Source organism: Bradyrhizobium sp. 2TAF36, assembly GCF_052114925.1.
Lineage (GTDB): Bacteria > Pseudomonadota > Alphaproteobacteria > Rhizobiales > Xanthobacteraceae > Bradyrhizobium > Bradyrhizobium barranii.
This window is the reverse complement of sequence record NZ_JBFRFR010000026.1, coordinates 63,460-87,701: the sequence shown is the minus strand read 5'-3', so window position 1 is coordinate 87,701 and position 24,242 is coordinate 63,460. Positions and strand designations below refer to the sequence as shown.

The 24,242-nt window shown below is 65.5% G+C and carries 22 protein-coding genes; 5 read left to right on the top strand and 17 right to left on the bottom strand.

Features of this window, described 5'->3' with window-relative positions; all coding sequences use genetic code 11:
* The first annotated feature begins 3 nt into the window (after nucleotides 1-3).
* Together AB4Z51_RS16780 and AB4Z51_RS16775 are read left to right on the top strand one after the other, a co-directional pair.
* Nucleotides 4-1,716: a S8 family serine peptidase gene (locus AB4Z51_RS16780; RefSeq protein ID WP_085403861.1), complete on the top strand. Its 1,713-nt coding sequence runs from the start codon at nucleotides 4-6 to the stop codon at nucleotides 1,714-1,716.
* A gap of 481 nt (nucleotides 1,717-2,197) precedes the next feature.
* Nucleotides 2,198-2,950, top strand: a complete 753-nt coding sequence (locus AB4Z51_RS16775) for a TIGR03809 family protein (protein ID WP_094184353.1) — start codon at nucleotides 2,198-2,200, stop codon at nucleotides 2,948-2,950.
* 28 nt (nucleotides 2,951-2,978) lie between these two features.
* On the opposite strand, the gene AB4Z51_RS16770 is transcribed toward AB4Z51_RS16775, so the two are convergent.
* The 16 genes from AB4Z51_RS16770 to AB4Z51_RS16695 all read right to left on the bottom strand — a co-directional run bounded on the left by AB4Z51_RS16770 (nucleotide 2,979) and on the right by AB4Z51_RS16695 (nucleotide 18,083).
* Nucleotides 2,979-4,349 (bottom strand): TIGR03808 family TAT-translocated repetitive protein, encoded by a 1,371-nt coding sequence (locus tag AB4Z51_RS16770; protein WP_063984604.1) that lies wholly within the window; start codon nucleotides 4,347-4,349, stop codon nucleotides 2,979-2,981.
* A 231-nt stretch (nucleotides 4,350-4,580) separates the two neighbouring features.
* On the bottom strand, nucleotides 4,581-5,237 hold the full coding sequence (locus AB4Z51_RS16765) for a pyroglutamyl-peptidase I (RefSeq protein WP_085403860.1): 657 nt from the start codon (nucleotides 5,235-5,237) through the stop codon (nucleotides 4,581-4,583).
* Nucleotides 5,234-6,223, bottom strand: coding sequence for a methylmalonyl Co-A mutase-associated GTPase MeaB (gene meaB, locus AB4Z51_RS16760; protein WP_085403859.1), 990 nt, complete (start codon nucleotides 6,221-6,223; stop codon nucleotides 5,234-5,236). Before meaB ends, AB4Z51_RS16765 begins: the two co-directional genes overlap by 4 nt.
* A 51-nt stretch (nucleotides 6,224-6,274) precedes the next feature.
* A complete protein-coding gene (locus tag AB4Z51_RS16755) occupies nucleotides 6,275-7,786 on the bottom strand; it encodes a tripartite tricarboxylate transporter permease (RefSeq protein WP_085403858.1) in 1,512 nt (503 codons plus the stop codon).
* A 4-nt stretch (nucleotides 7,787-7,790) separates the two neighbouring features.
* Nucleotides 7,791-8,285, bottom strand: a complete 495-nt coding sequence (locus tag AB4Z51_RS16750; protein WP_039151132.1) for a tripartite tricarboxylate transporter TctB family protein — start codon at nucleotides 8,283-8,285, stop codon at nucleotides 7,791-7,793.
* A 191-nt stretch (nucleotides 8,286-8,476) separates the two neighbouring features.
* The gene (locus AB4Z51_RS16745) at nucleotides 8,477-9,469 is read right to left on the bottom strand and encodes a tripartite tricarboxylate transporter substrate binding protein (protein ID WP_028146998.1); all 993 of its coding nucleotides are present in this window, start codon (nucleotides 9,467-9,469) and stop codon (nucleotides 8,477-8,479) included.
* Between the two features lie 131 nt (nucleotides 9,470-9,600).
* A complete protein-coding gene (locus AB4Z51_RS16740; RefSeq protein WP_085402697.1) occupies nucleotides 9,601-10,374 on the bottom strand; it encodes an RsiV family protein in 774 nt (257 codons plus the stop codon).
* A gap of 32 nt (nucleotides 10,375-10,406) precedes the next feature.
* On the bottom strand, nucleotides 10,407-10,703 hold the full coding sequence (locus AB4Z51_RS16735; protein ID WP_085402698.1) for a nucleotidyltransferase family protein: 297 nt from the start codon (nucleotides 10,701-10,703) through the stop codon (nucleotides 10,407-10,409).
* 37 nt (nucleotides 10,704-10,740) lie between these two features.
* On the bottom strand, nucleotides 10,741-12,897 hold the full coding sequence (gene scpA / locus AB4Z51_RS16730) for a methylmalonyl-CoA mutase (RefSeq protein ID WP_085402784.1): 2,157 nt from the start codon (nucleotides 12,895-12,897) through the stop codon (nucleotides 10,741-10,743).
* A gap of 24 nt (nucleotides 12,898-12,921) precedes the next feature.
* Nucleotides 12,922-13,386, bottom strand: coding sequence for a GFA family protein (locus AB4Z51_RS16725; RefSeq protein WP_085402699.1), 465 nt, complete (start codon nucleotides 13,384-13,386; stop codon nucleotides 12,922-12,924).
* Nucleotides 13,383-15,254 (bottom strand): methylmalonyl-CoA mutase family protein, encoded by a 1,872-nt coding sequence (locus tag AB4Z51_RS16720; RefSeq protein ID WP_085402700.1) that lies wholly within the window; start codon nucleotides 15,252-15,254, stop codon nucleotides 13,383-13,385. The genes AB4Z51_RS16725 and AB4Z51_RS16720 overlap by 4 nt, the downstream gene beginning before the upstream one ends.
* An 81-nt stretch (nucleotides 15,255-15,335) precedes the next feature.
* Nucleotides 15,336-15,827 carry a 2-amino-4-hydroxy-6-hydroxymethyldihydropteridine diphosphokinase gene (gene folK, locus AB4Z51_RS16715; RefSeq protein ID WP_441497651.1) on the bottom strand — a complete coding sequence of 164 codons (492 nt, stop codon included), beginning with the start codon at nucleotides 15,825-15,827 and terminating at the stop codon, nucleotides 15,336-15,338.
* A 1-nt stretch (nucleotide 15,828) separates the two neighbouring features.
* Nucleotides 15,829-16,197, bottom strand: a complete 369-nt coding sequence (gene folB / locus AB4Z51_RS16710; protein WP_008553485.1) for a dihydroneopterin aldolase — start codon at nucleotides 16,195-16,197, stop codon at nucleotides 15,829-15,831.
* On the bottom strand, nucleotides 16,194-17,054 hold the full coding sequence (folP, locus tag AB4Z51_RS16705) for a dihydropteroate synthase (protein ID WP_135214856.1): 861 nt from the start codon (nucleotides 17,052-17,054) through the stop codon (nucleotides 16,194-16,196). Before folP ends, folB begins: the two co-directional genes overlap by 4 nt.
* A gap of 231 nt (nucleotides 17,055-17,285) precedes the next feature.
* On the bottom strand, nucleotides 17,286-17,693 hold the full coding sequence (locus AB4Z51_RS16700; RefSeq protein WP_071915663.1) for a DUF4332 domain-containing protein: 408 nt from the start codon (nucleotides 17,691-17,693) through the stop codon (nucleotides 17,286-17,288).
* A 24-nt stretch (nucleotides 17,694-17,717) separates the two neighbouring features.
* Nucleotides 17,718-18,083, bottom strand: a complete 366-nt coding sequence (locus AB4Z51_RS16695) for a hypothetical protein (protein ID WP_063984593.1) — start codon at nucleotides 18,081-18,083, stop codon at nucleotides 17,718-17,720.
* Between the two features lie 348 nt (nucleotides 18,084-18,431).
* On the opposite strand from AB4Z51_RS16695, the gene AB4Z51_RS16690 reads away from it, so the two are divergent.
* The 3 genes from AB4Z51_RS16690 to AB4Z51_RS16680 all read left to right on the top strand — a co-directional run bounded on the left by AB4Z51_RS16690 (nucleotide 18,432) and on the right by AB4Z51_RS16680 (nucleotide 22,994).
* On the top strand, nucleotides 18,432-20,057 hold the full coding sequence (locus tag AB4Z51_RS16690) for a helicase HerA-like domain-containing protein (RefSeq protein ID WP_085402703.1): 1,626 nt from the start codon (nucleotides 18,432-18,434) through the stop codon (nucleotides 20,055-20,057).
* A gap of 234 nt (nucleotides 20,058-20,291) precedes the next feature.
* Nucleotides 20,292-21,575, top strand: coding sequence for a glycosyltransferase family 87 protein (locus tag AB4Z51_RS16685; protein ID WP_441497650.1), 1,284 nt, complete (start codon nucleotides 20,292-20,294; stop codon nucleotides 21,573-21,575).
* 24 nt (nucleotides 21,576-21,599) lie between these two features.
* Nucleotides 21,600-22,994 (top strand): M20/M25/M40 family metallo-hydrolase, encoded by a 1,395-nt coding sequence (locus tag AB4Z51_RS16680; RefSeq protein WP_085402705.1) that lies wholly within the window; start codon nucleotides 21,600-21,602, stop codon nucleotides 22,992-22,994.
* Nucleotides 22,995-23,317: 323 nt separating this feature from the next.
* On the opposite strand, the gene AB4Z51_RS16675 is transcribed toward AB4Z51_RS16680, so the two are convergent.
* Nucleotides 23,318-24,097 (bottom strand): class II aldolase/adducin family protein, encoded by a 780-nt coding sequence (locus tag AB4Z51_RS16675; protein WP_441497649.1) that lies wholly within the window; start codon nucleotides 24,095-24,097, stop codon nucleotides 23,318-23,320.
* Nucleotides 24,098-24,242 lie beyond the last annotated feature (145 nt).

Sequence of the window (24,242 nt, the reverse complement as noted above, 5' to 3'; positions counted from 1 at the left end):
CCGATGACGCGCAAGTCCGAGAGTAAGTCGCGAGCCGGGGCCTACGCTTCATCGGTCGGAGCTGCACTCCTGCTCGCCGGTCTCGGCGTCGAGGTTGCGCAGGCGCAGGCGATCATGCGCACGCCGACGATCAGCGTCCCCACGCGCACCCCGACCATCTCTCCCAGCATCGCCGCGCGCGTCAGCCCCGGTGTTGGTGCGCGGGCTGTCGGCGTCGGCCCCGGCCCGCGTTCTATCCCTGCTATCCCGCGTACCACCACCACGGCGCGGATGCGACCGACCCCAGTGCTGCCCTATGCGCGCTATTCGCCGAACCTCTATCCGGCCTGCACCGCCCCCTATCGCGACGCCGACGGCGAATGCCTGGCGCAGCCGGGCGCGGGCGGCGATGGCGCGGGAAAATCGGGCAAGAAGAGCGCCGGGAAGGGGCGGGGCAACAGCACGCCGGCCGCCGTCGACTTGCGCACCTTCGCCAACGAATTCGTGGCCGAGATCGACGGCGCGCTGTCGGCGACTGAAGCCGACGAGCTTGCGCGTCGCCACGGCTTGACGCGTGTCTCATCCGAGAATTTCCCGCTGATCGGGGCGACGTTCGGCCTGTTCCGCATCACGGACGGCAGGCCTTCCGAGACGGTGCGGCGTGAGTTCGCCGCCGACGGCAGCGTGCGCTCGCTCCAGCCGAACTTCCGCTACGTGCTCCAGGATCAGAAATCGTCAGTGCCGACCGAGGGCGATCCCGCGCAATACGCGCTGGCCAGGCTTCGCCTGCCGCAGGCGCATACGCTGGCGCACGGTGCCAACGTGACGGTTGCCGTGATCGACTCCGGCATCGACGCCCAACATCCCGAGCTCGCCCACTCCATCGCCGACAACTTTGATGCGCTCGGCAGCGCCGAGGGCCCGCATGTCCATGGCACCGGCATTGCCGGCGCCATCGTGGCGCATGCCAAGCTGATGGGCAGCGCGCCCGAGGCGCGCATCATCGCCATCCGCGCCTTTGGCGGCTCGACGGGTGGAGCCCAGAGCTCGTCCTACATCGTCCTGCGCTCACTGAATTACGCCGCCGAGCACGGCGCGCAGATCGTCAATATGAGCTTTGCCGGTCCGAAGGATGCCGTGATCGAGCGCGCCATCGCGGCGACCGCCGCCCGCGGGCTGGTGCTGATCGCGGCAGCCGGCAATGCCGGCGCGAAATCGCCGCCGCTCTATCCAGCCGCCAATCCCAACGTGATCGCGGTCAGCGCGACCGACCAGCAGGACAAGCTGTTCTCGGCGTCCAACCGCGGCAATTACATCGCGCTGGCCGCGCCCGGCGTCGACATCTTCCTGCCGGCGCCCGACGGCAAGTACCAGATGACCTCGGGGACCTCGTTCTCGGCCGCCTATATCTCCGGCGTCGCCGCGCTGCTGCTCGAGCGCAATTACACGCTCAAGCCGGAGGCGCTGCGCATGACGCTGGCGAAGACCGCGCGCGACCTCGGCTCACCCGGCCGTGATGATCTGTTCGGCGACGGTGAGGCCGACGCGTTTGCCGCAGTGATGGCCGTTCCCGCCGACAGCGCGACGCCTGTTGCGGCTGCGTCCGGTACAACAAAACGTGAAGATGCCGAGAAGCGTCGCGACGAGCCTGGCATCCGCGCGATCGAACAACCTTCGCTGTCGAGCGCAGACGATAAATCCACGATTTCTCAGGCGGATAGGCCGGCGACGCGATAGCGGCTGCGACAACTTTGCGCGCCGTGCGAGGGCCAAGAAATCGAACGCCGCATTGAACGTTCAGCCGGCTGCCACGACCAAATTATGTGGGAGCGGTCATCCCTCCCCATAAGTCATATCAGGCGCGAGCGCCCATCCACCCCAAGCGCCCATATGGCTCGACCCGTCCGGTTGTCCCCCCGGACGGGTCTTTTCTTTTCAGGCGTCTGATTTCTTGAATCGCTCGGCACGATCAGCTTCTGGTTGAGCGAACGTGGCGGCGCCCCTTGTCGGCGTCCGGGAGTCGCCCCGCAGGCCGGTTATGCTTGTGCGAAGCTTGACTCGAAAACACAGCAATTGTCCGCACGACTACGGTGATTGACGACGACCGGCGTGTCGTTGCTGGACAAGTCAAAACTTTTCCACAAAATATTCATGTCGCGTCTAAATTGATTCGTGTGCGTTGCGTCGCGTCCGTATTTTTCTCCCAACGGGCTGGTTTATGACACATCGCCAAGAGGCTGTTCGCGACGTGGCGCGTGGCCGCGACATTGCGGCACGCTGGTGCGCTCTCGCCGAGCAGCGGCTGGAACATCTCTCCGAAATGTTCGAGACCGGACGCTGGCGCCGCTATCACTCCGAGCTCGCATTCCTCGAAAACATCCAGGAAGCCAAGCGCGCCGTCCAGACCTGGCGCGCGCTCGCGACCGGTAGTGACGTGGCCGCGGCGGCCGCGAGTGTCTCGCCCGTATTCGGCTGGTCGCCGGCGACCATGCCCCGCGTGTTTCCGCGCGACCAGCAGGCCCAGACCGTGCAGCCGAAGGCCGTCCACATCGCCGCGGAGACCGCCGTCCCGGTCAGGCTCGCGCCCAAGCCGGAGGTCCTTGCCGAAATCACCGAAGCCCCGCTCGCGCCGCGAGCGACGCCTGCTACGGTGGCATTGTTCACTGCGCCCGCCGCTGTCGCGCCGCTCAAGGCTCCCGCTGCGCGGGCGCCGCTCACCGCACCCGCCGTGAGGTCGCCGGTTGCCGCGCCTGCCGCAATGGCGGCGTTCACCACGCCTGCCGTGAAGGCGGCGTTCGCCGCACCTGCCGTGAAGGCGCCGCCCGCCACACCTGCTGTAATGGCAACGCTTCTGCCGCAGTTCGCCCCGCCCGCCGCCGAAATTGTCGCCGCTCCCGAGCGCGTCGTCGAATTCACCTTCAGCCTCGACGGCCTGCAAGCGAAGTACCCGCTGCTGAGGAACGCGTTCTAGCGTTTGGGCTCCGGGATGAGGGCGGCAGCTACCGCCGCACCGCATTGCCGCCGACCACCAGCTGCGCAAAGCGCTGTGCGCCGTCGGCCGACAGATCCGACGTCACTGCACGGGCGTGATCGAGCCCAACCACGGCGCCGCGCGGGGTTTCCGAGATCATGTTGTTGTTGACGAGCGCGGTGCCTGCGCCGGACACCACGGAGACGCCGACGCCGGCCAGCGCCTTGCGGATCACATTGCCCGTGATCGCGACGTCGCGCAGATATTTGCCCCAGCCGGCGACGATGCCATAGGACGGCGCGTTCTCGATCACATTGCCGGTCACGGAGCTGTCAGCCTCGATGTAGATGCCCACACCGGCATCGTCGTCGGGGGCGGTGCCGATCGGCCGCTTCGGGATCAGATTGCGGATGATGTTGCCCTGGACCACCGCGATGCGGCCGCCTTCGTTGAAATTGCAGACCGAGACGCCGACGGCGGCACCATCGACCGTGTTGTTGGCGATCATCGCGGCCTCGAACGCGAACTCCGAATAGAGCGCGACCTCGCGCACGTCGCTGACGCTGTTGCCTGATATGTGGATGTTCGACGCCGAATTGCCGCGCACCGCCGAGTAATCGCAGTTCCTGATGCGATTGCCGCGCACGATCACGTTGCCGGCGCGAAACGCGTTGATGGCGTTGCCGTACTGGCCCGAGCCGCCGGGGCCGGCCTTGATGTCCTCGATGCGGTTGTCAGTGACCAGCGTGCCGTCGTCGCCGATTGCGGTGCGCAGGATCTCGATGCCGTTGTCGTTGGTGCCGATGATGGTGTTGCGGGACACGCTGAGGCCCTTGGCGTCGAACGAGACGACTGCCGTCACCGCGATGTTGGTGAAGATGTTGCCCGAGATGTCGCCGGACACCTGCTCGAGCCAGATGCCGCTGCCGCCGGAGCCGGTGATCTCGCAATCGGTGATGCGGACGTCACGCCCGCCGAGGACATGGATCAGTCCGCGCCGCGTCGGCAGCGGGATGCCGCCGCCGTCGAAGATGAGGCCGGTCAGGCCGATCGAGTCCGACCCGTCGCTCTGGATCGCTGCGGCCCCGCCGGTGAAGATGATTTTTGTCGCGCCGCGCACGCCGATCAGCTGGGCGCCATTCGGCAACCGCAGCAATCCGCTGCGGTAGATGCCGGGTGGCAGCGCCAGCGGCATCTGTGCCCGCGCAGCGTCGTCGATGGCGCGCTGGAGCACGCGGGTCTGGTCCTCGCTGCTGCCGGGCCGCACGCCGTATTGCGTGGCATCGCGGCCGAGCAGGGACGTCAGCGGCGCCGCGCGCGCGGCGTCGGCCGGCATGGCGAGGGCGCCCGCGATGCCTGCGGTCGAAGCTCCGATGAGATGACGGCGATTGAGGTCCATGACGCATCCTTCGGCGGACGCGGGAGGTCCGCGACCGACTAGGTAGCGCAGGGTGGCTGGGGCGGTGAGGATTGTTCGCGGTAGGGTTAAATGTTTACCGCAAAGACGGTGCCGTAGGGTGGGCAAAGCGACTTGTCCGCCGTAGCTCGAAGAGCGAAGGCGGAAGCGTGCCCACCATTGTTACACGAATGCGGATGTATGGTGGGCACGGCGCGACGCGCCTTTGCCACCCTACGAAATCTGAGTGTTCCGCTGCTTCCTTGCCAGCCCCACCAGCTCCATCAGCATCGCTTCCCCCGCGTCCACCAGCTCCTCCAGCGTAATCCGGGCTGCGCCCTTGCGCCGCACCGCGCCGCTGCGGGCGAGCAGGGGAATGTGGATGAACGCCGCAAGCTGCGGTCCGCCCGCCCTCACATTCTCGATCGCGCGCCAGCTGAGATAGTTGCAGAGATAGGCGCCGGCATCGCGCGAGGCGCGCGCGTCGATGCCGGTGAGGCGCGCGGCGCGCAGCAGTCTTGCCGTGTGCGGACCGAACGTCATCGCGTCCGCATGGCCGGCGATCCCGCGCTTGCTGGAGCGGGTGTTGGCGGCATCGGGCCAGAGCATGGTGACGGCATTGCGTGCGCGGGTCTCGATGCGGAGGTAAGGCGTACGCGAGGCGAGGCCGAACATCAGCAGCGCGTCGGGCTGTTCCTTCGCGAGCACATCAGGCAATTGCCGGTCGACCGCGGCATAGGTGACCGGGAAGATGTGGCTCGCGAGCGCGACATCGTCGAGCGCCGGACGGCGCAATTGCGCCAGCCGCGCCACCAGTGGCTGGGTCGGGTTATAGGGCGCGCCGGGAAACGGTCCGAAGCCGGTGAGGAGAATGCGGAGCTTTTCGCTCATTGCAGCAACTCCAGAATCTGCTCGGCGGCGAGTGCCGGCGTGAGATGGCCTTCGGCCACCTCAGCCTCGATCTTCCTGACCTTGGTCCGCACCGACGCCTCGCTGCGCAGCCGCGCCAGCATGCGCTGCTCCAGCATCGACCACATCCATTTCACCTGCTGCTCGCGCCGCCGTGCGGCGAAATCACCGGACGCGTTCATCGCCTTGCGGTGATCCAGAACCTTCTGCCAGAGTTTTGCGATCCCGTCGCCGGTCAGCGCCGAATAGGTCTCGACCGGCGGGTGCCAATGCTCGGATCGCGGCGCCAAAATATGCAGCGCRCCGCGATAGTCGGCGGCGGTGATGTTGGCGCGCTTGAGATTGTCGCCGTCGGCCTTGTTGATCGCGATCATGTCGGCGAGCTCGACCAGGCCCTTCTTAATGCCTTGCAGCTCGTCGCCGCCGCCCGGCAGCATCAGCGCGAGGAAGAAGTCGGTCATGTCACAAACTGCGGTCTCGGACTGGCCGATGCCGACGGTCTCGACCAGCACGACGTCGAAGCCGGCGGCCTCGCACAACAGCATGGCCTCGCGCGTCTTGGCGGCGACGCCGCCGAGCGTGCCTGACGATGGCGAGGGACGGATGAAGGCGTCATTGGAGGCCGACAGCCGCGCCATCCGCGTCTTGTCGCCGAGGATCGAGCCGCCGCTGCGCGCCGAGGACGGATCGACCGCGAGTACCGCGACCTTGTTTCCCTGCTCGATGAGATACGTCCCGAGCACGTCGATGGTGGTGGACTTGCCGACGCCGGGCGAGCCGGTGATGCCGACGCGAACCGCCTTGCCGGTGTCGGGCAGCAGCATCTGCACCAGCTCGCGCGCCAGCGCCTGATGGTCGCCGCGCCGGCTTTCCACCAGCGTGATCGCGCGGGCGAGGGCTGCGCGACTGCCGGAGCGCAAGTCGCGGGCGAGGGTTTTGATGTCCAGCGAGGCCTTCTTCTCAGTCATGCCCTGCTTTACAACGCCCCGGCGGGGCAGGCGAGGGCCGCTCGCCCGATATCACCGAGTCGTTGCCGCCGCTGTCTGCACCGGCTTCACCTTGCGCCAGACCCACACCAGCACCGGCCAGAGCAGCGCGCCGATCGCCATGGCGGCGAGGATCGCCGCGACGGGCCGCTCGAAGAACGGCAGGATGCTGCCGTCCGACTTGATCAGCGAGGTCACGAAAGCCTGCTCGACCATGGTGCCCATGACGATGCCGAGCACCATCGCGGCCACCGGATAGCCGTTCGCCTCCATGACATAGCCGATGATGCCGAAGGCGGCGACGGTGACGACGCCGAACATGTTGTTGCCGATCGCGAATGAGCCGACCGCACAGCACAGCATGATGATCGGCATGATGGCGGAGCGCGGTGCCAGCAGGATGTAGGCGGCGATCCGGATCATGGCGATGCCGAGCGGGATCATCAGGATGTTCGCGATGATGAACATCAGATAGATCGCGTACATGCTCGACGCCTTCTCGGTGAACAGCGTCGGGCCGGGATTGAGGCCCTTCATGTAGAGCACGCCGATCGCGATCGCGGCGATGGTGTCGCCGGGGATGCCGAACAGCAGCGAGGGCACCCAGCCCGAGGCGATGCTGGCATTGTTGCTCGCGCCGGCCTCGACCAGGCCCTCGACGTGGCCGGTGCCGAATTTCTCCGGCTCCTTGGAGAAGCGTTTCGACATCGCATAGGAGACCCAGGCGGCCATGTCGGCGCCGGCGCCGGGCAGCACGCCGATGATGATGCCGATGATGTTTCCACGCGTCATCTGCCAGTGATATTTCTTGGTCAGCTTCCACTGGCCGGCCATGATGCTTCCGAATTTTCGCCGCGGCAGCGGCGGCGGCTCGGGCGTCAGCATCGCGCGCATCACCTGCGCCACCGCGAACACGCCGACCAGCGCCGGGATCGGCTCGATGCCGCCGAACAAATCGGTGATGCCGAAGGTGAAGCGCGGCACGCCGCCCGGATTCTCGATACCGATGCAGGACACCAGCAAGCCGAGGAACATGCCCGCGATCGCCTTCACCGGCGAGGAGCGCGCAACCAAAGTGGCGCACATCAGGCCGAGCAGCGCCAGCCAGAAATATTCGAAGGTCGAGAACGAGAGCGCGATCTCGGCGAGCGGCGGCGCCAGGATCATCAGCGACAGCACACCGGCAATGCCGCCGACGGCGGAGAACCAGACGCCGGCCCCCAGCGCCAGCTCAGCCTGGCCCTTGCGCGTCATGGCGTAGGCCTCGTCGGCATAGGCTGCCGAGGCGGGGGTGCCGGGAATGCGCAGCAGCGCGCCGGGGATGTCGCCCGAGAAGATCGCCATCGAGGAGGCTGCGACAATGGTTGCGATCGCCGCGATCGGCGAGAGGTAGAAGGTGACGGGGACGAGCAGGGCGGTCGCCATCGTCGCCGACAGGCCCGGCAGCGAACCGATGACGAGGCCGTACACGGAGGCTGCGAACATCGCGATGATGACCTCCCAGGTGGAGATCAGCGCGAATGCTTCAATGAGGGTCTTGAGCATGGGATCACCAGGGCGTCGGCAACAGGCCAGCGGGGAGCGGCACGCGCAGCAGCTTGCCGAAGATGAGGTGGATGGCGAACGGCGACAGCGCCGCGAGCGGCAGTGCCAGCTTCCACTTCGCCCCGAGCGCGGTCGAGGTGACGTAGACCATGATCGCCGCGGTGATGATGAAGCCGAGCCGGTCGGCGGCGGCGACGTAGAACAGCAGCAGCGCCGGCGGCAGCAGGGCGCGCAGGCCGTAGAGCTTGCCCTGCGGCGGCGGTGCGGCCGCCACCTGGCCGTCCTCGAGCGGGACCAGCTCTTCCTCCTCCTCGAAGGAATGGCCGATGCCGAACACGATCGCGAGCCCGCACAGCGCGAGCCCGATGCCGATCACGAGCGGAAATACGTTGGGGCCGACCGGCTGCCCCGGCACCGGCGGCAGGATCCAGCCGCCATAGGCAGCCGCCGCGCCGAGCACGACGAGAAACGATCCCGTGACGGAGTCGGGAAGACGCATGTGAGAATCCTATGCGAGGTATTCTCCCTCTCCCCGCGCGCGGGGAGAGGGTTGGGGTGAGGGGGGCTCTCCGCGGGGGAGGTGAGAATTGGACTCGTAGAGAGTCCCCCTCACCCGAAACCCGCGCTTCGCGCGAATTCCGGCCTCTCCCCGCAAGCGGGGGGAGGCGATCAGAGCATCGCAGGTCCGGATCACGCCTTGCTCAGGCCGGCGGCCTTCATCGCCTCGCCCATCTGGGCGTCGCCCTTGTCCATGAAGCTTGCGAACTGACCGGCATCGCCCCACACCGTACCGAAGCCGCGGTTGCTCATGAAGTCCTTGAACTCGGCGGAGTCGTAGACCTTCTTCAGCGCTGCGGTGAGCTTCGTTGCGATCTCCGGCGGCAGGTTCTTCGGTGCGCCGATGCCGCGCCAGGCGCCGGTTGCGTAGTCGATGCCCATCGCCTCCTTCAGCGTCGGCACGTCCTTGAAGATCGGGTTGCGCGCCGGCGCCATGATGGCAAGGCTCCTTGCCTTGCCCGCCTCGATGATGGCGCGCGCCTCCGGCACCGAGCACGTCGTGAGGTCGAGGCCGCCGGCGGCGAGATCCTGCATCGCGGGCGCAGCGCCATTCGACGGCACCCAGGCGACCTGGTTGGCGGGCAGGCCCATCGCCTGCATCCAGCCGACCAGCGCGAGATGCCAGATGCCGCCCTGACCGGTGCCCGACGCCTTGAACTTGCCGGGAGGCGCCGCCTTGATGGCTTCGGCGAGCTCCTTGACGGTCTTGTAGGGCGAGGAGGAGGAGACCTGGATGCCGGGCGGGTCCTCGTTCATCAGCGCCAGCGGCGTGTAGCTCTTCGGCGTCAGCTCGGTGAGGCCCTGCCAGTGCATCATCGAGATTTCGACGGTGAGCATGCCGATCGTGTAGCCGTCCGGCTGCGCGGTCGCGATCGCGCTATGGCCGACCACGCCTGAACCGCCGGTGCGGTTGACGACGTTGAAGGGCTGGCCGAGATCCTTTTCCAGGAGGGCTGCGACAATGCGCGCAGTCGCGTCGGTGCCGCCACCGGCACCCCAGGGCACGATCACGGTGACCGGCCGGGCCGGATACGCCTGTGCGCGTGCGGGTGTGAGACCGAATGCGGCGGATGCGGCAATCGCGGCGGAAGAGGCCGCAAAAGTGCGGCGCGAAATCTTGGACATCAATGCCTCCCAGCGGCGCCCGTGACACCGGGCGCTCTTGTCAATGAAGGCATTCTAGTCGGCTTTGCGGCGCCGCTGCAAGGTAGCGCTACCACAGCGTTGTGAGCAATGTGTCGCTGCTCAAAACATCATCACTGCGGCTCCGCCGCGTCGCCCTTCGGTCGCGCACCGCCGAAGATACGCATGCCTTCCGCCGTGAGATAGGTCTTCAGCGTTTCCCACGTCACGAAGGCGACATATTCGCCCTCGGCGTAGGGGCCGACCGCGTAAGGCGGATAGTGGAAGGTGAGCCCGGAACTCTTGCCCGTTTCGGTTGACGGCGCGAGCGTCACCGCGCCGATCTTGAGCAGGCTCGGCTCGACGCTCTTGAACCACTCGTCGGTCGCGGTCTCGCTGGTGTCGCGCTTCTTCTTCTCGACTCTCAGCGAAGCGATCACGGCCTTCACCATCGCCTTCATAGTTGCCCCGTTGTCGGTGGTCTCGGTGAAGAACGGGCGGATCGAGATGCGCTTGCCCTCGCTCTTGTCCCACAGGATCGTGTTCACGTCCGAGTTGGGATGGGCGCCATGAGTGTCCATGTAGTCGTTGCGCAGGACGCTGACATAGCGATCTGCAACAACGGAGCGGATCGCATATTTGCGCTCGAAATCCCAGCCGCCGTCCTTGAAGAACTGCGGATCTTCCTTGCGCGAGGCGGCGGCCTCGGCCGCGTTCTTGTCGAGCCACTTCCTGCCTTCGGCCAGGCAATCCGCCGCGAGCGCCGCATCCGCCTTGATCCTGTCGTCGAGGAAGACGCGGGCGTCGATGCTCTTGGTCTTGATGATGGCGTCGGGCTTGGGGTCCGCGGCGAGGGCGGAGATCACGCACGTTGCGCTAAGCGCCATGGCGACGCTCAAACCGATCATGAACTTCAATGGGAGTGCTCCTTACGTGAGCGTCAGAATATTTCGAGGATGTGGTCTGCGATCTGCTGCGCAGAGTGGGGGGAGGCGGAGCGCCGGACAGTCGCCTGCGCCTGCAAGCCGGTCGCATCCTCGATGATCTGCTCGACGTCGATCAGGTTGAGCAGCGAGAAAGAGGCCTCCGGTTCGACCTCGACCAGGACATCGATGTCGCTGTGCGGGTGATAATCGTCGCCGTCCCGCGTGCCGAGGATGGCGAGCTTCGAGACGCCCTTGGCTTTGATGGCATCAGCGTTCTGGCGTATCGCAGCGATGACCTCATCACGTGTCATGGAGACAATCCGGCCGGTGATACGGCCAGCGTACCATCTACTCCGCCGCCTCGCTATGCCCGAGCCGGGCATTCAGCTTGCGGATCAGCTCCTCGGCGGCTTCCGCGATCACCGTGCCCGGCGGGAAGATGGCTTCGGCGCCGGCCGCATAGAGCGCGTCGTAATCCTGCGGCGGCACCACGCCGCCGATGATGATCATGATGTCGTCGCGGCCCTGTTTCTTCAGCGCGGCCTTGAGTTCAGGCACTGCGGTGAGATGGGCGGCGGCGAGCGAGGAGACGCCGAGGATGTGCACGTCGTTCTCGACCGCCTGCCGCGCAGCTTCATCGGCAGTTGCAAACAGCGGCCCGATGTCGACGTCGAAGCCGATGTCGGCGAAGGCCGAGGCAATCACCTTCTGGCCGCGGTCGTGGCCATCCTGGCCGATCTTGGCGACCAGGATGCGCGGCCGGCGGCCTTCCGCCTCCTCGAAGGCGTCGATCAGCGCCTGAACCTTCTCGACCTGGTTACCCATGCTGGACGCCTCCCGCTTGTAGACGCCGGTGATGGACCTGATCTCGGCGCGGTGCCGGCCGAACACCTTTTCCATCGCGTCCGAGATTTCGCCGACGGTCGCCTTCGCCCGTGCTGCGTCGATCGCGAGCGCGAGCAGATTGCCGTTGCCTTCGCCGGCCGAGCGCGTCAGCGCGGCAAGCGCCGCGTCGACGTCGGTCTGGTTGCGCTCGGATTTCAGCCGCGTCAGCTTGTCGATCTGGAGGCGGCGGACATTGGTGTTGTCGACCTTGAGGATGTCGATGGGAGCCTCATCCGTCGGCTTGTACTTGTTGACGCCGATCACCGCCTGCTTGCCGGCATCGATCCGGGCTTGCGTCTTGGCCGAGGCCTCCTCGATGCGCAGCTTGGGCACGCCGGCCTCGATCGCCTTGGCCATGCCGCCGAGCTCCTCGACCTCCTGGATGTGGCTCCAGGCCTTCGCCGCGAGGTCGCGCGTCAGCCGCTCGACATAATACGAGCCGCCCCAGGGATCGATGATGCGGGTGGTGCCGCTCTCCTGCTGCAGGAACAGCTGGGTGTTGCGGGCGATGCGGGCCGAGAAGTCGGTCGGCAGCGCTAAGGCCTCGTCGAGCGCGTTGGTGTGCAGCGACTGGGTGTGGCCCTGGGTGGCCGCCATCGCCTCCACCGTCGTGCGCATCACATTGTTGAACACGTCCTGTGCGGTCAAAGACCAGCCCGAAGTCTGGCAATGCGTGCGCAGCGACAGCGAGCGCGGGTCTTTCGGGTTAAAGGGCTTCAGCAGCTTCGCCCAGAGCAGGCGCGCGGCGCGCATCTTGGCGACTTCCATGAAGAAGTTCATGCCGATCGCCCAGAAGAACGACAGGCGCGGCGCGAAGCGGTCGACGTCGAGGCCCGCGGCAAGACCGGCGCGCAGATATTCGACGCCGTCGGCGAGCGTATAGGCGAGCTCGAGGTCCTGCGTCGCGCCGGCCTCCTGCATGTGATAGCCGGAGATCGAGATCGAATTGTATTTCGGCATCTTCGTGGAGGTATAGGCGAAGATGTCCGAAATGATCCGCATCGAGGGCGCGGGCGGATAGATATAGGTGTTGCGCACCATGAACTCTTTCAGAATGTCGTTCTGAATGGTGCCCGAGAGCTTTTCCGGCGGCACGCCCTGTTCGCCGGCGGCGGCGACATAGAGCGCGAGGATCGGCAGCACCGCGCCGTTCATGGTCATCGACACGCTCATCTGGTCGAGCGGAATGCCTGCGAACAGCGTGCGCATGTCGTAGATGGAATCGATGGCAACACCGGCCATGCCGACGTCGCCGCCGACGCGCGGATGGTCGCTGTCATAGCCGCGATGGGTGGCGAGGTCGAAGGCGACCGAGAGGCCCTTCTGTCCGGCCGCGAGGTTGCGGCGGTAGAATGCGTTGGAATCCTCCGCCGTGGAGAAGCCGGCATATTGCCGGACGGTCCAGGGCTGATTGACATACATGGTCGGGTAGGGGCCGCGCAGGTACGGCGCGATGCCCGGATAGGTCTCGAGGAAATCGAGCCCGGCGAGATCGGCCTCGCCATAGGCGGGCTTCACCAGAATGCCCTCGGGCGTCAGCCACGGCTCGGCGCTGCCTGACGGCGCGGCGGTAGCGATGCGCTCGAAGGCGACGTCGGCGAAATCAGGAATGCGGCTCATGGTTTCAACCATATCATTAGACGCTCAATCATGATCCGGATGCTGATGGCTGACGATGGTCGCCATCTTCTCCGGTCCGTAATTCTGTTGCGTGGTCTGGCTCGGCAAATTGGAGATTCCGACCACCCAGCCGAGCCGGGATTCGGATCCGTATTGGCGCGTCGGCACCAGCTGGTCGGGGCGGTCAAAGGCGCCGGTCATGATCTCGATCCGGTCGCCGTCGATGCGGCCAAAGCTCAGCGGCGTGCCGCAGGCGGCGCAATAGCCGCGATCAGCGATCGAGGAGGAGCGGAAGAACGCCGGCTGCCCCTTGCTCCAGGCGAAGTCCGTCCGGTTGATGTCGGCGAAGGACGCGAACGGCGCGCCGCTCGCCTTCTGGCACATACGGCAATGGCAGATCGAAACCCTGTTGGGGGTTGCCGAAATCGCAAAGCGCACCGCGCCGCATTGGCAACCGCCGGTGAAAACTGGTTTGCCCGCCTCGCTCATGCCTGCTCCATCCGTCGGTAGGCGTCTTGCAGTGTCGCAAGCGCATCGCCTCCGGCGAAGACAAAACCCGTGACGCCGGCCGCACGGAGTGCCGCCTCGGCATCGGTCGGACGGCCTGCCAGATAGATATGTCGCGCGCCCGCCGTTTGYAGGGCCTTCGCCGCGGCGTCGGCGTGTTCCGGATAGACCTTGTCGCTGGAACAAAGACAGGCGAGCTCGGCGCCGGAGGCCTTGAATGCGGCGGCCAATTTGGCCGGATCGGCAAAGCCCTCGCTGTCGACGGCCTGGATGCCGCCGGCCTCGAACAAGCTCTTGGCAAAGGTCGCCCGCGCCGTGAAATCGGCGGGCGTGCCGAGATTGGCCAGAAACACCTTTGGCCGCGCACCGCGCGCCTTCAGCGCCGCATCGGATTTGTCGCGCAACGCCTCGAACGGTTCCGCCAGCCGGATCGGCGGCAGCGCATCGAACTTGTATTTCTGCTCGCCGTAGGGAGCGAGCTTGACCGGCGTCGCCGTCAGCACCGCCGTCTCGCGCTCATGCAGGTTGGGAAACTCGCTGGCGCCTGTCAGCACGTCGCGGCGCTTTGCGATGTTGGCGTCGCGGGCCTTTCGCGCGGCCGCGACCTTGCTTTGGAACAGGCCTTGCTGAAGCGCGGCGAAGGCGCCGCCGGCTTTCTCGCTGTCCTGGAACAGCGCCCAGGCGGCGTCGCAAAGCTGCGCCGTCAATGTCTCGATGCCGCCCGCGCCGGCGGCGGGATCGCTGACCTTGGCGAGGTTGCTTTCTTCCAGAAGCAGGGCTTGCGTATTGCGCGCCACGCGCCGCGCGAATGGATCAGGTAGCCCGAGCGCCAGCGTATGCGGCAGCACGGTGATCGCATTGGCGCCGGCGAGCCCGGCCGCGAATGTCGCGATGGTCGCGCGCAGCATGTTCACGTAAGGGTCACGCTGGGTCAGCATGCGCCAGGCCGTATCGGCGGCAATGAACAGCGGCTTCGGCGTCAGCCCGCACGCCGTCTCGATGCGCGCCCACAGCAGCCGCAGTGCGCGGAATTTTGCCATGGTCAAAAACTGGTCGGCATCCGCAGAGAGCCGCGCATAGATCATGTCCTGCGCCTGCTCCAGTGGAACGCCGGCGCCCTCGATCGCGCGCAGATAGGCGACGCCGCAGGCCAGCACGAACGCGAGCTCCTGCACCTCGGAGCCGCCGGCATCGTGGATCACGCGCCCGTCGGCGGACGCGAACGGTCCCTTGAAGCCGAGCGCGGCGAGCCCCTTGATGGCGCCAGTGACGGCCGGAACGATCTCGTCCCATGTGTAGGGGCTGTGACCCCACACCGCGCCGGCCGCAAGCGGATCGAGCCCGAAGCGGATGTTGCAGGCGGCGGGATCGAGGCCGTTGCTCTTCACATATTCCGCGACATGGATCGCCGCCATCCGCGATTGCGGACCGATCTGGAGCTCGATGCCGATGCCGGCATCGAGATGAATATCCTTGAAAACCTTGGCGACCGCATCGGCCGAAGGTTCCAGCCCGAACCCGTGAGCGCCACTGCCGCCGGCGAACACCAGCGCGAGCCCCGTCGCGCCATTTTCGAGATCGGTCAGCGCCTGCGCATTCGCGAGCGCCGCATCGGGATGGTCGATCCGCTGCATGATCTGCCACGGCGCGGCGGCAGGCCGTCCCACCACGGGCGCAACGCCCCGGGCGCGCGGATAGAGAGGGTCGATCTTGAGGCCGTCATAAGTCTTGCCGACCAGCTTCTCGAACGGCGCGCCCTTCAGCACGCCGTCGACCAGCTTGCGCCAGTCGTTGACCGTGGCCTTGGGGAAATCCGCCGCCAGCGGCAGGTCGTCAGTCACGGAGGTCATACGGCCAAGGGCTCCCAAAAATCTTGTTGTTCGCGGGCGAAATTGCCACGGCCGGCCGTCGCTGCAAACGGTTGTTTTTGGTTAACCGGTATCCGGAAGCCGCTCAATGCCTTGCGTCGAGGCGCTGGCAAGCCCGTCACGCACACGAATGCCTGAGATCACGCGGTCGGGCGCGATTTCGGCCAGCGGCACCAGCACGAAGGCGCGCTCGAACAAGCGCGGATGCGGCAAGGTCAGGTCGGGTTTCTGCAAGCTGACATCGTCATAGGCGATCATGTCGAGATCGAGCGTGCGCGGGCCCCATTGCCTCTCCTTGTTCCGTGTGCGGCCGAATTTCTGCTCGACCTTATGCATCACGAACAAGAGCGCATGCGGATCGAGGCTGGTTTCGATCTCGACGCAGGCATTGATGAAGGGATCCTGGTCCTCGTCACCCCAGGGCGGCGTCGCATAGTCCGAGGAGCGCGCGATCAGCGCAGCTTGCRCCATGCCGCAGATGTGCGAGATCGCCTTCCGGAACGTCGCGCGGACATCGCCGACATTGCCGCCGAGTGCGATCAGCACGCTCGCCATCTTACGGATGCCGCGAGCGCGTCAGCATGATGCCGACGTCGTCGAAGATTGCGGCGATCGGCGCATGCGGCTTGTGCACGGTGATCTTCACGGCGCGGATGCGCGGGAAGTGCGACAGGATGGCATCGGCGACCGCGCCGGCCGCTCGCTCCAGCAGCTTGTAATTTGTATTCTTGAACGCCGCCGTCGTGGTCGCCACGACTTCGGCGTAGGACACGGTGTCGGCGAGCCGGTCGCTACGCGACGGCTCCGACAAATCGGTATAGAGCTCGAGATCGATGACGAAGCGCTGGCCGACTTCGGTCTCGTGATCCATCACGCCGTGGCGGGCGTGGATCGACAGGCCGGTGACGAAGATCGTATCGGTCATTGCTTGCTCTCGATTGCATTCGCGACCCGCAGGGCCTGCAAGGTCTCGGCGACGTCATGGGTGCGGATGATCTTGGCGCCGCGCTGTGCGGCGATCAGATGCGCGGCGATCGAGCCGGCGAGCCGTTCCTTCGGCTCCGAGGGCGACACCGAGGCGATGAAGCGCTTGCGCGAAGCGCCGACCAGGATCGGCAGGCCGAACGTGTCGAATTCGCGCAGCCGCGCCAGCGCGGTCATGCTCTGCTCGGCCGTCTTGCCGAAGCCGATGCCGGGATCGAGCACAATCTTGTCGCGCGCGATGCCGGCCTTGGCGGCGATATCGAGCGAGCGCAGGAAGAACGCTTTCATGTCCGCGACGATGTCGATGGCGGAATCGACGGCCTCGCGGTTGTGCATGACGATGACGGGGACGCCGCGCGCGGCGATAAGCTGTGCCATGCCAGTGTCGCGCTGCAGGCCCCAGACGTCGTTGGCGATCGCAGCGCCCTGGTCGAGCGCAAAGGCCACCACCTCAGCCTTCATGCTGTCGATCGACACGGGAACGCCCAACGCCACCACGCCTGACAGCACCGGCTTCAGCCGGGCCAGCTCGTCCGCCGCCGTCACCGGCCGGGCGCCCGTGTAGGGCCGGGTGGACTCGGCACCGATGTCGATGATGTCGACGCCGGCCTCGATCATCGCCCGCACCCGCGCAAGCGCCAGCTCGGGCGCGATGAACTCACCGCCATCGGAGAAGGAATCCGGGGTGACGTTGAGCACGCCCATCACTGCCGGAATCGGCCGCTCCAGCAGCGTCCGCAGCACGTCGGGCCCGGCCGAGCCGGCCGGCGGGACGGATGGGGAGGGCGAGGCATTCATGCGGCCCGCTTTAGCGGTCGGGGAGGGGGGATTCAAGGTGGGATTGGGGGCGAATGTCGATGTGTTCGCGGAGCATCGATCGCCTCCGCTGTCATCGCCCGCGAAAGCGGGCAATCCAGTATTCCGAGGCCGTGCGGTGATATGGAGGAGCCGCTGCGTACTGGATACCCCGCCTTCGCGGGGTATGACACCGAKAGCTAACGCGGCAGGTCGTATGCCGAGGGAGATGCCCTAATACGTAATCTTCGGCGGCAGCTTCTTCGCCTTGGCGATGATGTCGCCGACCGATTTTTCCGAGGGCAGGATGCGGACGAGCTTCTTCTTCACGTTGGCTTCCCGCATGCTCTGGGCCAGCCGTGCCGGATTCCGATAGGCGAGCTCGCGCACGGTGGTGACGCCGGCGGCGCGGACGAGGCCGACCTTGGCCCGGCCCATCCCGGGAATGCGCATGTAGTCGGAGACGTTGGCCCATTCCAGCAACTGCTGCTCGCTGATGCCGGTCTTGGCGGCGAGCGCCTTGCGACCCTTCACGGTCGAGGCCGCCTCGAGCAGCGCGTCGGTCGTGCGGATTCCTTGCGCCTTCAATTTGTTGGCGGCAAAGGCTGGCAGGCCCTCAATCTCGGAGATCGGATATGTCATGATACTCGATATGAAAAGCGTCGCTCAGGCGAACTGGCTGAGGCCCGGCGTCCCCGCGATGATCTTGCCCATCTGATCCGCTCCGATTTTGTCTCGGCCGTAGCGGAAAAGTTCACGGGCAACGTTCTGAATCTCGGACATGCCAAGTCCCAGGCCCATCAGGCGCGTGCCGACGGCCATCAGGCCGCCGCCCATCAGCCGCGACAGTCCGCCGCCGCTCCTGGACGCTTCTATCGCCGCTTCTGCACCGGGAATCTGATCGATCAGCGCTTCGACGTTCTCGGAAGGACCTTCGCTGCGGAGGAAGCCCAGGATAATGCCGACGGTCTTTTCAGCCACAGCACCATCTATGCTGGCGTTCGACGCCAGCCGCCCGATCAGCTCGTCCATAAGGCCCGCCCCTCAGCCGGTTTGCATGCCCGAGTATTGCTTCCGAAATGATCTTGATCCGGAGCGATGTGAAATACAAGCGATGAACGTACGCAAGGTTCCGATTCACTCTCGAAGGCGCGAAAAGTGTTGCAACGATGCAAGAGCGGAGATGGATTCAGCGAAAAATTGCCGCGGTGCGAACGCGTCATTCCTACTTTCGGCTGATGTCGGCGGTATGTTTCCGACAATGTCGCATGCTCGGGGCGCGTTGAACGGTTTTAATCCGCACGCGACATGCGTTAAACTACGGAGCAGGTGCATTCGAGTTTCAATAGGCGAAACACGGCAGAGAGATCAGAGAGAAGCATGACCGCACAGGACAGCAAGCTCGGCGACACCGACGACAAGATCTTCGTCGGCAAGGGAGACGAGCAGGCATGGCTGACGCTGGCGCTTGCCAATCGCCACGGCCTCGTCACGGGTGCAACCGGGACCGGTAAGACGGTATCGCTGCAAGTCATGGCGGAAGGATTTGCGCGCGCCGGCGTTCCGGTCTTCGCATCCGACATCAAAGGCGACCTCTCCGGCATCTCCGAGGTCGGCGAGGCCAGGGATTTCATTGTCAAGCGTGCCACCGAGATGGGGCTGACGTTCCAGCCCGACCAGTTCTCGACAGTGTTCTGGGACGTGTTCGGCGAACAGGGCCATCCGGTGCGGGCGACCGTCACGGAGATGGGGCCGCTTCTGCTTGCGCGCATGCTCGACCTGAACGACGTGCAGGAAGGCGTGCTCAACGTCGCCTTCCGCGTCGCCGACGACAACGGGCTGACCCTCATCGACATGAAGGATCTGCGCGCGCTGCTCGATGCCATCGTGCCGGATGCCGGCAAGAAGGGGGCGGACGCCGAGGAAGGCCCGCTTGCCGACATCAAGAAGGAGGCTCAGGGTTTTGGCAACGTCACCAAGGCCACCGTCGGCACCATCCAGCGCCAGCTTCTGGTGCTGGAAAACCAGGGCGGCACCAAATTCTTCGGCGAGCCGGCGCTGACGCTGAAGGACTTCCTGAAGACCGACCGCGACGGCCGCGGCATGGTCAACATCCTTGTTGCCGACAAGCTGCTGCAGAGTCCACGGCTTTACGCGACATTCCTGCTGTGGATGCTGTCAGAATTGTTCGAGGAGCTGCCCGAGGCCGGCGACCTGCCGAAGCCGAAGCTGGTGTTCTTCTTCGACGAGGCACATCTGTTGTTCAACGACGCGCCGAAGGCGCTGATGGACAAGATCGAGCAGGTGGTGCGTTTGATCCGATCCAAGGGCGTCGGCGTCTATTTCGTGACGCAAAACCCCGTCGACGTGCCCGACCGTGTGCTCGGGCAATTGGGCAACCGTGTCCAGCATGCGCTGCGTGCCTTCACCCCGCGCGACCAGAAGGCGGTCGCCGCCGCGGCCCAGACCTTCCGGCCCAACCCGAAGCTCGACACCGCCAAGGTGATCATGGAGCTCGGCAAGGGCGAGGCGCTGGTGTCCTTCCTCGAAGGCAACGGCACGCCGACGATGGTCGAGCGTGTCATGATCCGGCCGCCATCGGCCCGCATCGGATCGATCACGCCGGAAGAGCGCAAGGCGATCATGGATGCGAGCCCGGTGAAGGGCAAATACGACACCGCTGTCGATGCCGAATCCGCCTACGAGATGATCCAGAAGCGGATTGCCGGCACGGCTGCGACTGCCGATGCCGGTGCGGCCGACGGAGGTGGCGGCGGCATCCTCGGCCAGATCGGCTCGATGGTCGGCACCATCTTCGGCACCAACGTCAAGCGCGGCCGCCTGTCGGCGGGCCAGGTCATTGCGCGCGACGTGACGCGATCGGTCACCAACCAGGTGATCGGGGGGATGGCGGCCAATCTCGGCAAGTCGGTCGCCGGCCAGCTCGGTGGCTCGATCGGCCGCACCCTGGTGCGAGGCGCGCTCGGCGGGCTGCTGCGAAGGTAGGCAGGGAAGCCGGATTTGAGGCACTAAAGCCTCCACTGCGTCAAGCCCGGGCATGACGAAATCTCGCGAGTATTTGGATGCGATTGCCCCGCACGCCGGGCGAGGCCGAACACCATAAATTCAGGTGAGGGGGGTTCTCCAAGCGTCCGTCGGTCTGCTACGTGCTATTTGTTTCCGACGGGACATAATGTGACATCACCGAATCTATCAGACAAACTCGGCCCGCACAGAGCCTTGTCGCTGCGCGCGCCGCTCGATCTGCTCTTCCTGTTCTGCTGCGTCCTCCTGACCGCCGACGTGSTCGTTCCCGAGATCTTCGGCCACGGCAAGACCAAGGATTATGGGCTGTGGTACTGGGCCGGGCAGCAGGTGCTGCACGGTGGATCGCTCTATCCCGACGAGATCGGCGAGTATTTCGAATTCATTTATCCACCGCTGCCGGCGATCCTGCTGGCGATCCCGAGCTGGTTCGGCAAGATCCCGCTCTATGTCGTGCTGTCGATCCTGAACGTGGTGGCATGGTGGTACACGGGCAACTTCTCCAATGCCATGACGGGATCGGGCCGCAGGCCCGGCCCGTGGCTCGAAGCGCTGCCGGCCATCGTCACCGTGACCTTCGTGTTCGACATGTTCGACCTCGGCCAGCCGAACCTCGTCCTGCTGGCGATGATGCTGTGGGGCYTCTGGTTGTTGCAGCGTCAGCGGTCCTGGCTCGCGGGCTTCCTGTTCGCGCTCGCTACCGCCATCAAGGTGTTTCCGATCGCGGTGCTGCCCTATCTGATCTGGCGCAGGAAGTGGGCGGCCACCGTCGCGACGGTCGCTTTCACCGGCATCCTTCTTTATGTCGTGCCGGCACCGATCCGCGGCTTCGAGCGCAACGCGGCCGAGCTCAAGACCTGGTACYAGGGCATGGTCGGCACGAGCTCGGAAAAGGGCTTTGGCCAGCGCGACGAGCAGAACTGGTCGTGGGTCAACCAGTCCCTCATTGCCGTCACGCACCGTCTGGTCCGGCCGATCAACTACAATCAGGAAGATCCCAGCAAGTCACCGCGCACGATGAATGTCATCGACGTCGACTACAAGACGGCGAACTTGATCGTGCTGGCGTTGTCGGCGTTGCTCGGGCTCGGCTTCCTCGCGGTGATGCCGTCGCAAGCGCGGCGAACGGCGCGCTCGGATGCGGAGGAGCTCGGCATCCTGTTCTGCCTGATGACGGTGGCATCGCCGCTGGCGCGGCAATACTACTTCATGTGGCTGTTCTTCCCGATGACGGTGCTGATGCATCGCGCCGCTTTCGACGCGCGACCGAGCGTGCGGCTGGGAACCTGGCTCGCGCTGGGCGCTGCCGGCATCCTCATGCTGCTGTCGCTGCCGTGGTTTCCCAATGTCATCCAGGCCTGGGGCAATAACCTTGTCGCGACCGCCATTCTTGCAGGTAGCCTCGCATGGCACATCCGGCATCCGCCGGTTGCGGCTGGCTCCGAGGCGGCGGCGGCGCTAAAACCCGGTACCTCTTGAGACTCACAAGTCAGGAATACGACCATGGCCAATGCGCAGCTTCAATCGGTGCTCGATCACATTGACAAGGATTTCGACAACAGCCTGGAGCGTCTGTTCTCGCTGTTGCGGATCAAGTCGATCTCTGCGGATCCGGCCTTTGCCGCCGACTGCAAGGCTGCGGCCGAGCATCTCGCCAAGGACATCGCGAGCCTCGGTGTCGCCACTGAAGTCCGCCCGACCGCCGGCCATCCCGCCATCGTCGGCAAGACCGGGGCGGGCGGACGGCCGCATGTGATTTTCTACGGCCATTACGACGTGCAGCCGGTCGATCCGCTCGATCTCTGGCACCGTCCGCCGTTCGAGCCTGTCGTCACCGACCATGCCGACGGCCGCAAGATCATCGTCGCGCGCGGCGCCGAGGACGACAAGGGCCAGGTCATGACCTTCGTCGAGGCCTGTCGCGCCTGGAAGAAAGTGACGGGCTCGCTGCCGATCGACATCACCTTCCTGATCGAAGGCGAGGAGGAGGTCGGCTCGAAGAACTTTGTCCCTTTCATCGAGGCCAACAAGGACGAATTCAAAGCGGACTACGTGCTGGTCTGCGACACCGGCATGTGGGACCGCAACACGCCCGCGATCACGACGTCGCTGCGCGGCCTGCTCTATGAAGAGCTGAAGATCACCGCCGCCAATCGCGATCTGCATTCCGGCGTGTTCGGCGGCAGCGCGATGAACCCGATCCGGGTGCTGACGAAAATCCTGGGCGGCCTGTTCGACGACGACAACCGCATCACCATCCCCGGCTTCTATGACGGCGTGAAGGATCTGCCGCCTGATATCCTGGAGCAGTGGAAGAAGCTCAACCTCACGCCGGAGATGTTCCTCAAGCCGATCGGTCTGTCGATCCCCGCCGGCGAGAAGGGCCGGCTGCTGATCGAGCAGGCCTCCTCGCGTCCGACCTGCGACGTCAACGGCATCTGGGGCGGCTATATCGGCGAAGGCTCCAAGACGGTGATCCCGTCGCATGCCTCGGCCAAGGTCTCGTTCCGCCTGGTCGAAGGGCAGGACCCCCAGAAGATCCGCAAGGCTTTTCGCGACTACGTGACGGCGCGTATCCCCGGCGACTGCAAGGTCGAGTTCGGCGATCACTCCGCCGCGCCCGCGGTGGCGCTCGACTGGAACATGAAACCGCTCGCGGCCGCCAGCAAGGCGCTGACCGAGGAGTGGGGCAAGGAGACCGTGCTGATGGGCTCGGGCGCCTCGATCCCGATCGTCGCCGATTTCAAGCGGACGCTTGGGCTCGACTCGCTGCTGGTCGGCTTCGGATTGGACGACGACAACATCCATTCGCCGAACGAGAAATACGACCTCCGCAGTTTCCAGAAGGGTATCCGCTCCTGGGCGCGGATCCTCGCGGCGCTCGCGGACGTGAAATAGGCGCGGTGCCGTAGGGTGGGCAAAGGCGGTGCCCACCATCTCTCCGCGATCGCGATGGAAGAGGTGGGCACGCTTCCGCCTTCGCTCTTCGAGCTACGGCGGACAAGTCGCTTTGCCGACCCTACGAAGACTCTCTCCTCGTCATTGCGAGCGTAGCGAAGCAACCCAGAATCCCTCCACGGGCACAGTCTGGATTGCTTCGTCGCTTCGCTCCTCGCAATGACGGCGGGGCCAAATAAAAACGCCGCCCGGAATTGGGCGGCGTTTCATTCCGAAACGTGTAGAGGGTGTTGAGACCTACCCTACACGAAATCCAGAAAATCTCAAGACCGGTAGCCCGGCAGCTCGCGGTCGAGCTTGCGCAGCAGCGSCGGCCAGACCAGGTTGGTGGCGCGCAGCTCGGCGCGGTCGCGGTTGGCGAGCAGCTCGGTGTTCTTCTCGATCGCAATCTCCTCGACCGGATAGACCGGCGTGCCCAGCGCGCGCGTGCGCACCTGCATCGAGCAGGCGCGCTCGAGGTGGTACATGCGCTCGAACGCGGAGGCGACCGAGCGGCCGACCGTCAGCGTGCCGTGGTTACGCAGCAGCATGTGGTTGTGGTCGCCGAGGTCCTTCTGCAGCCGCGGCCGCTCGTCGTGGTCGAGTGCGATGCCCTCATAGTCGTGATAGGCGAGGTCGTGGGTGACGAGCTGGGCGGTCTGGTTGAGCGGCAGCAGCCCTTCCGCGCTGCTCGACACCGCGGTGCCGTCGAGCGTGTGGAGATGCAGCACGCAGATTGCGTCCTCGCGCACCTCGTGGATCGCCGAATGGATGGTGAAGCCGGCCGGGTTGATGCTGTACTCGCTCTCGGAGAGCTGGTTGCCGTGCAGGTCGACCTTGACGAGGCTCGATGCCGTGATCTCGTCGAACATCAGCCCGTAGGGGTTGATGAGGAAGTGATGGTCGGGGCCGGGCACGCGCGCCGAAATGTGGGTGTYGACCAGATCGTCCCAGCCATACAGCGAGACGAGGCGGTAGCAGGCGGCGAGATTGACCCGTTGCTGCCACTCCGCCTCCGTCATGTTCGACGGCACTTCCTTCAGGCGCGCTTCCGCTGGCGACATGGCTTATCTCTCCGAACATCGTTGTTGCGGGGAGGGAGCGTAGTCGCGGGTGAGGCTGGCGGCAAGGCGGTCAAATCGCAGCAGCCACGCGTAGCCCGCATGGAGCGCAACGTAATGCGGGGGCCGCTGTCCCCGGATTTCGCTT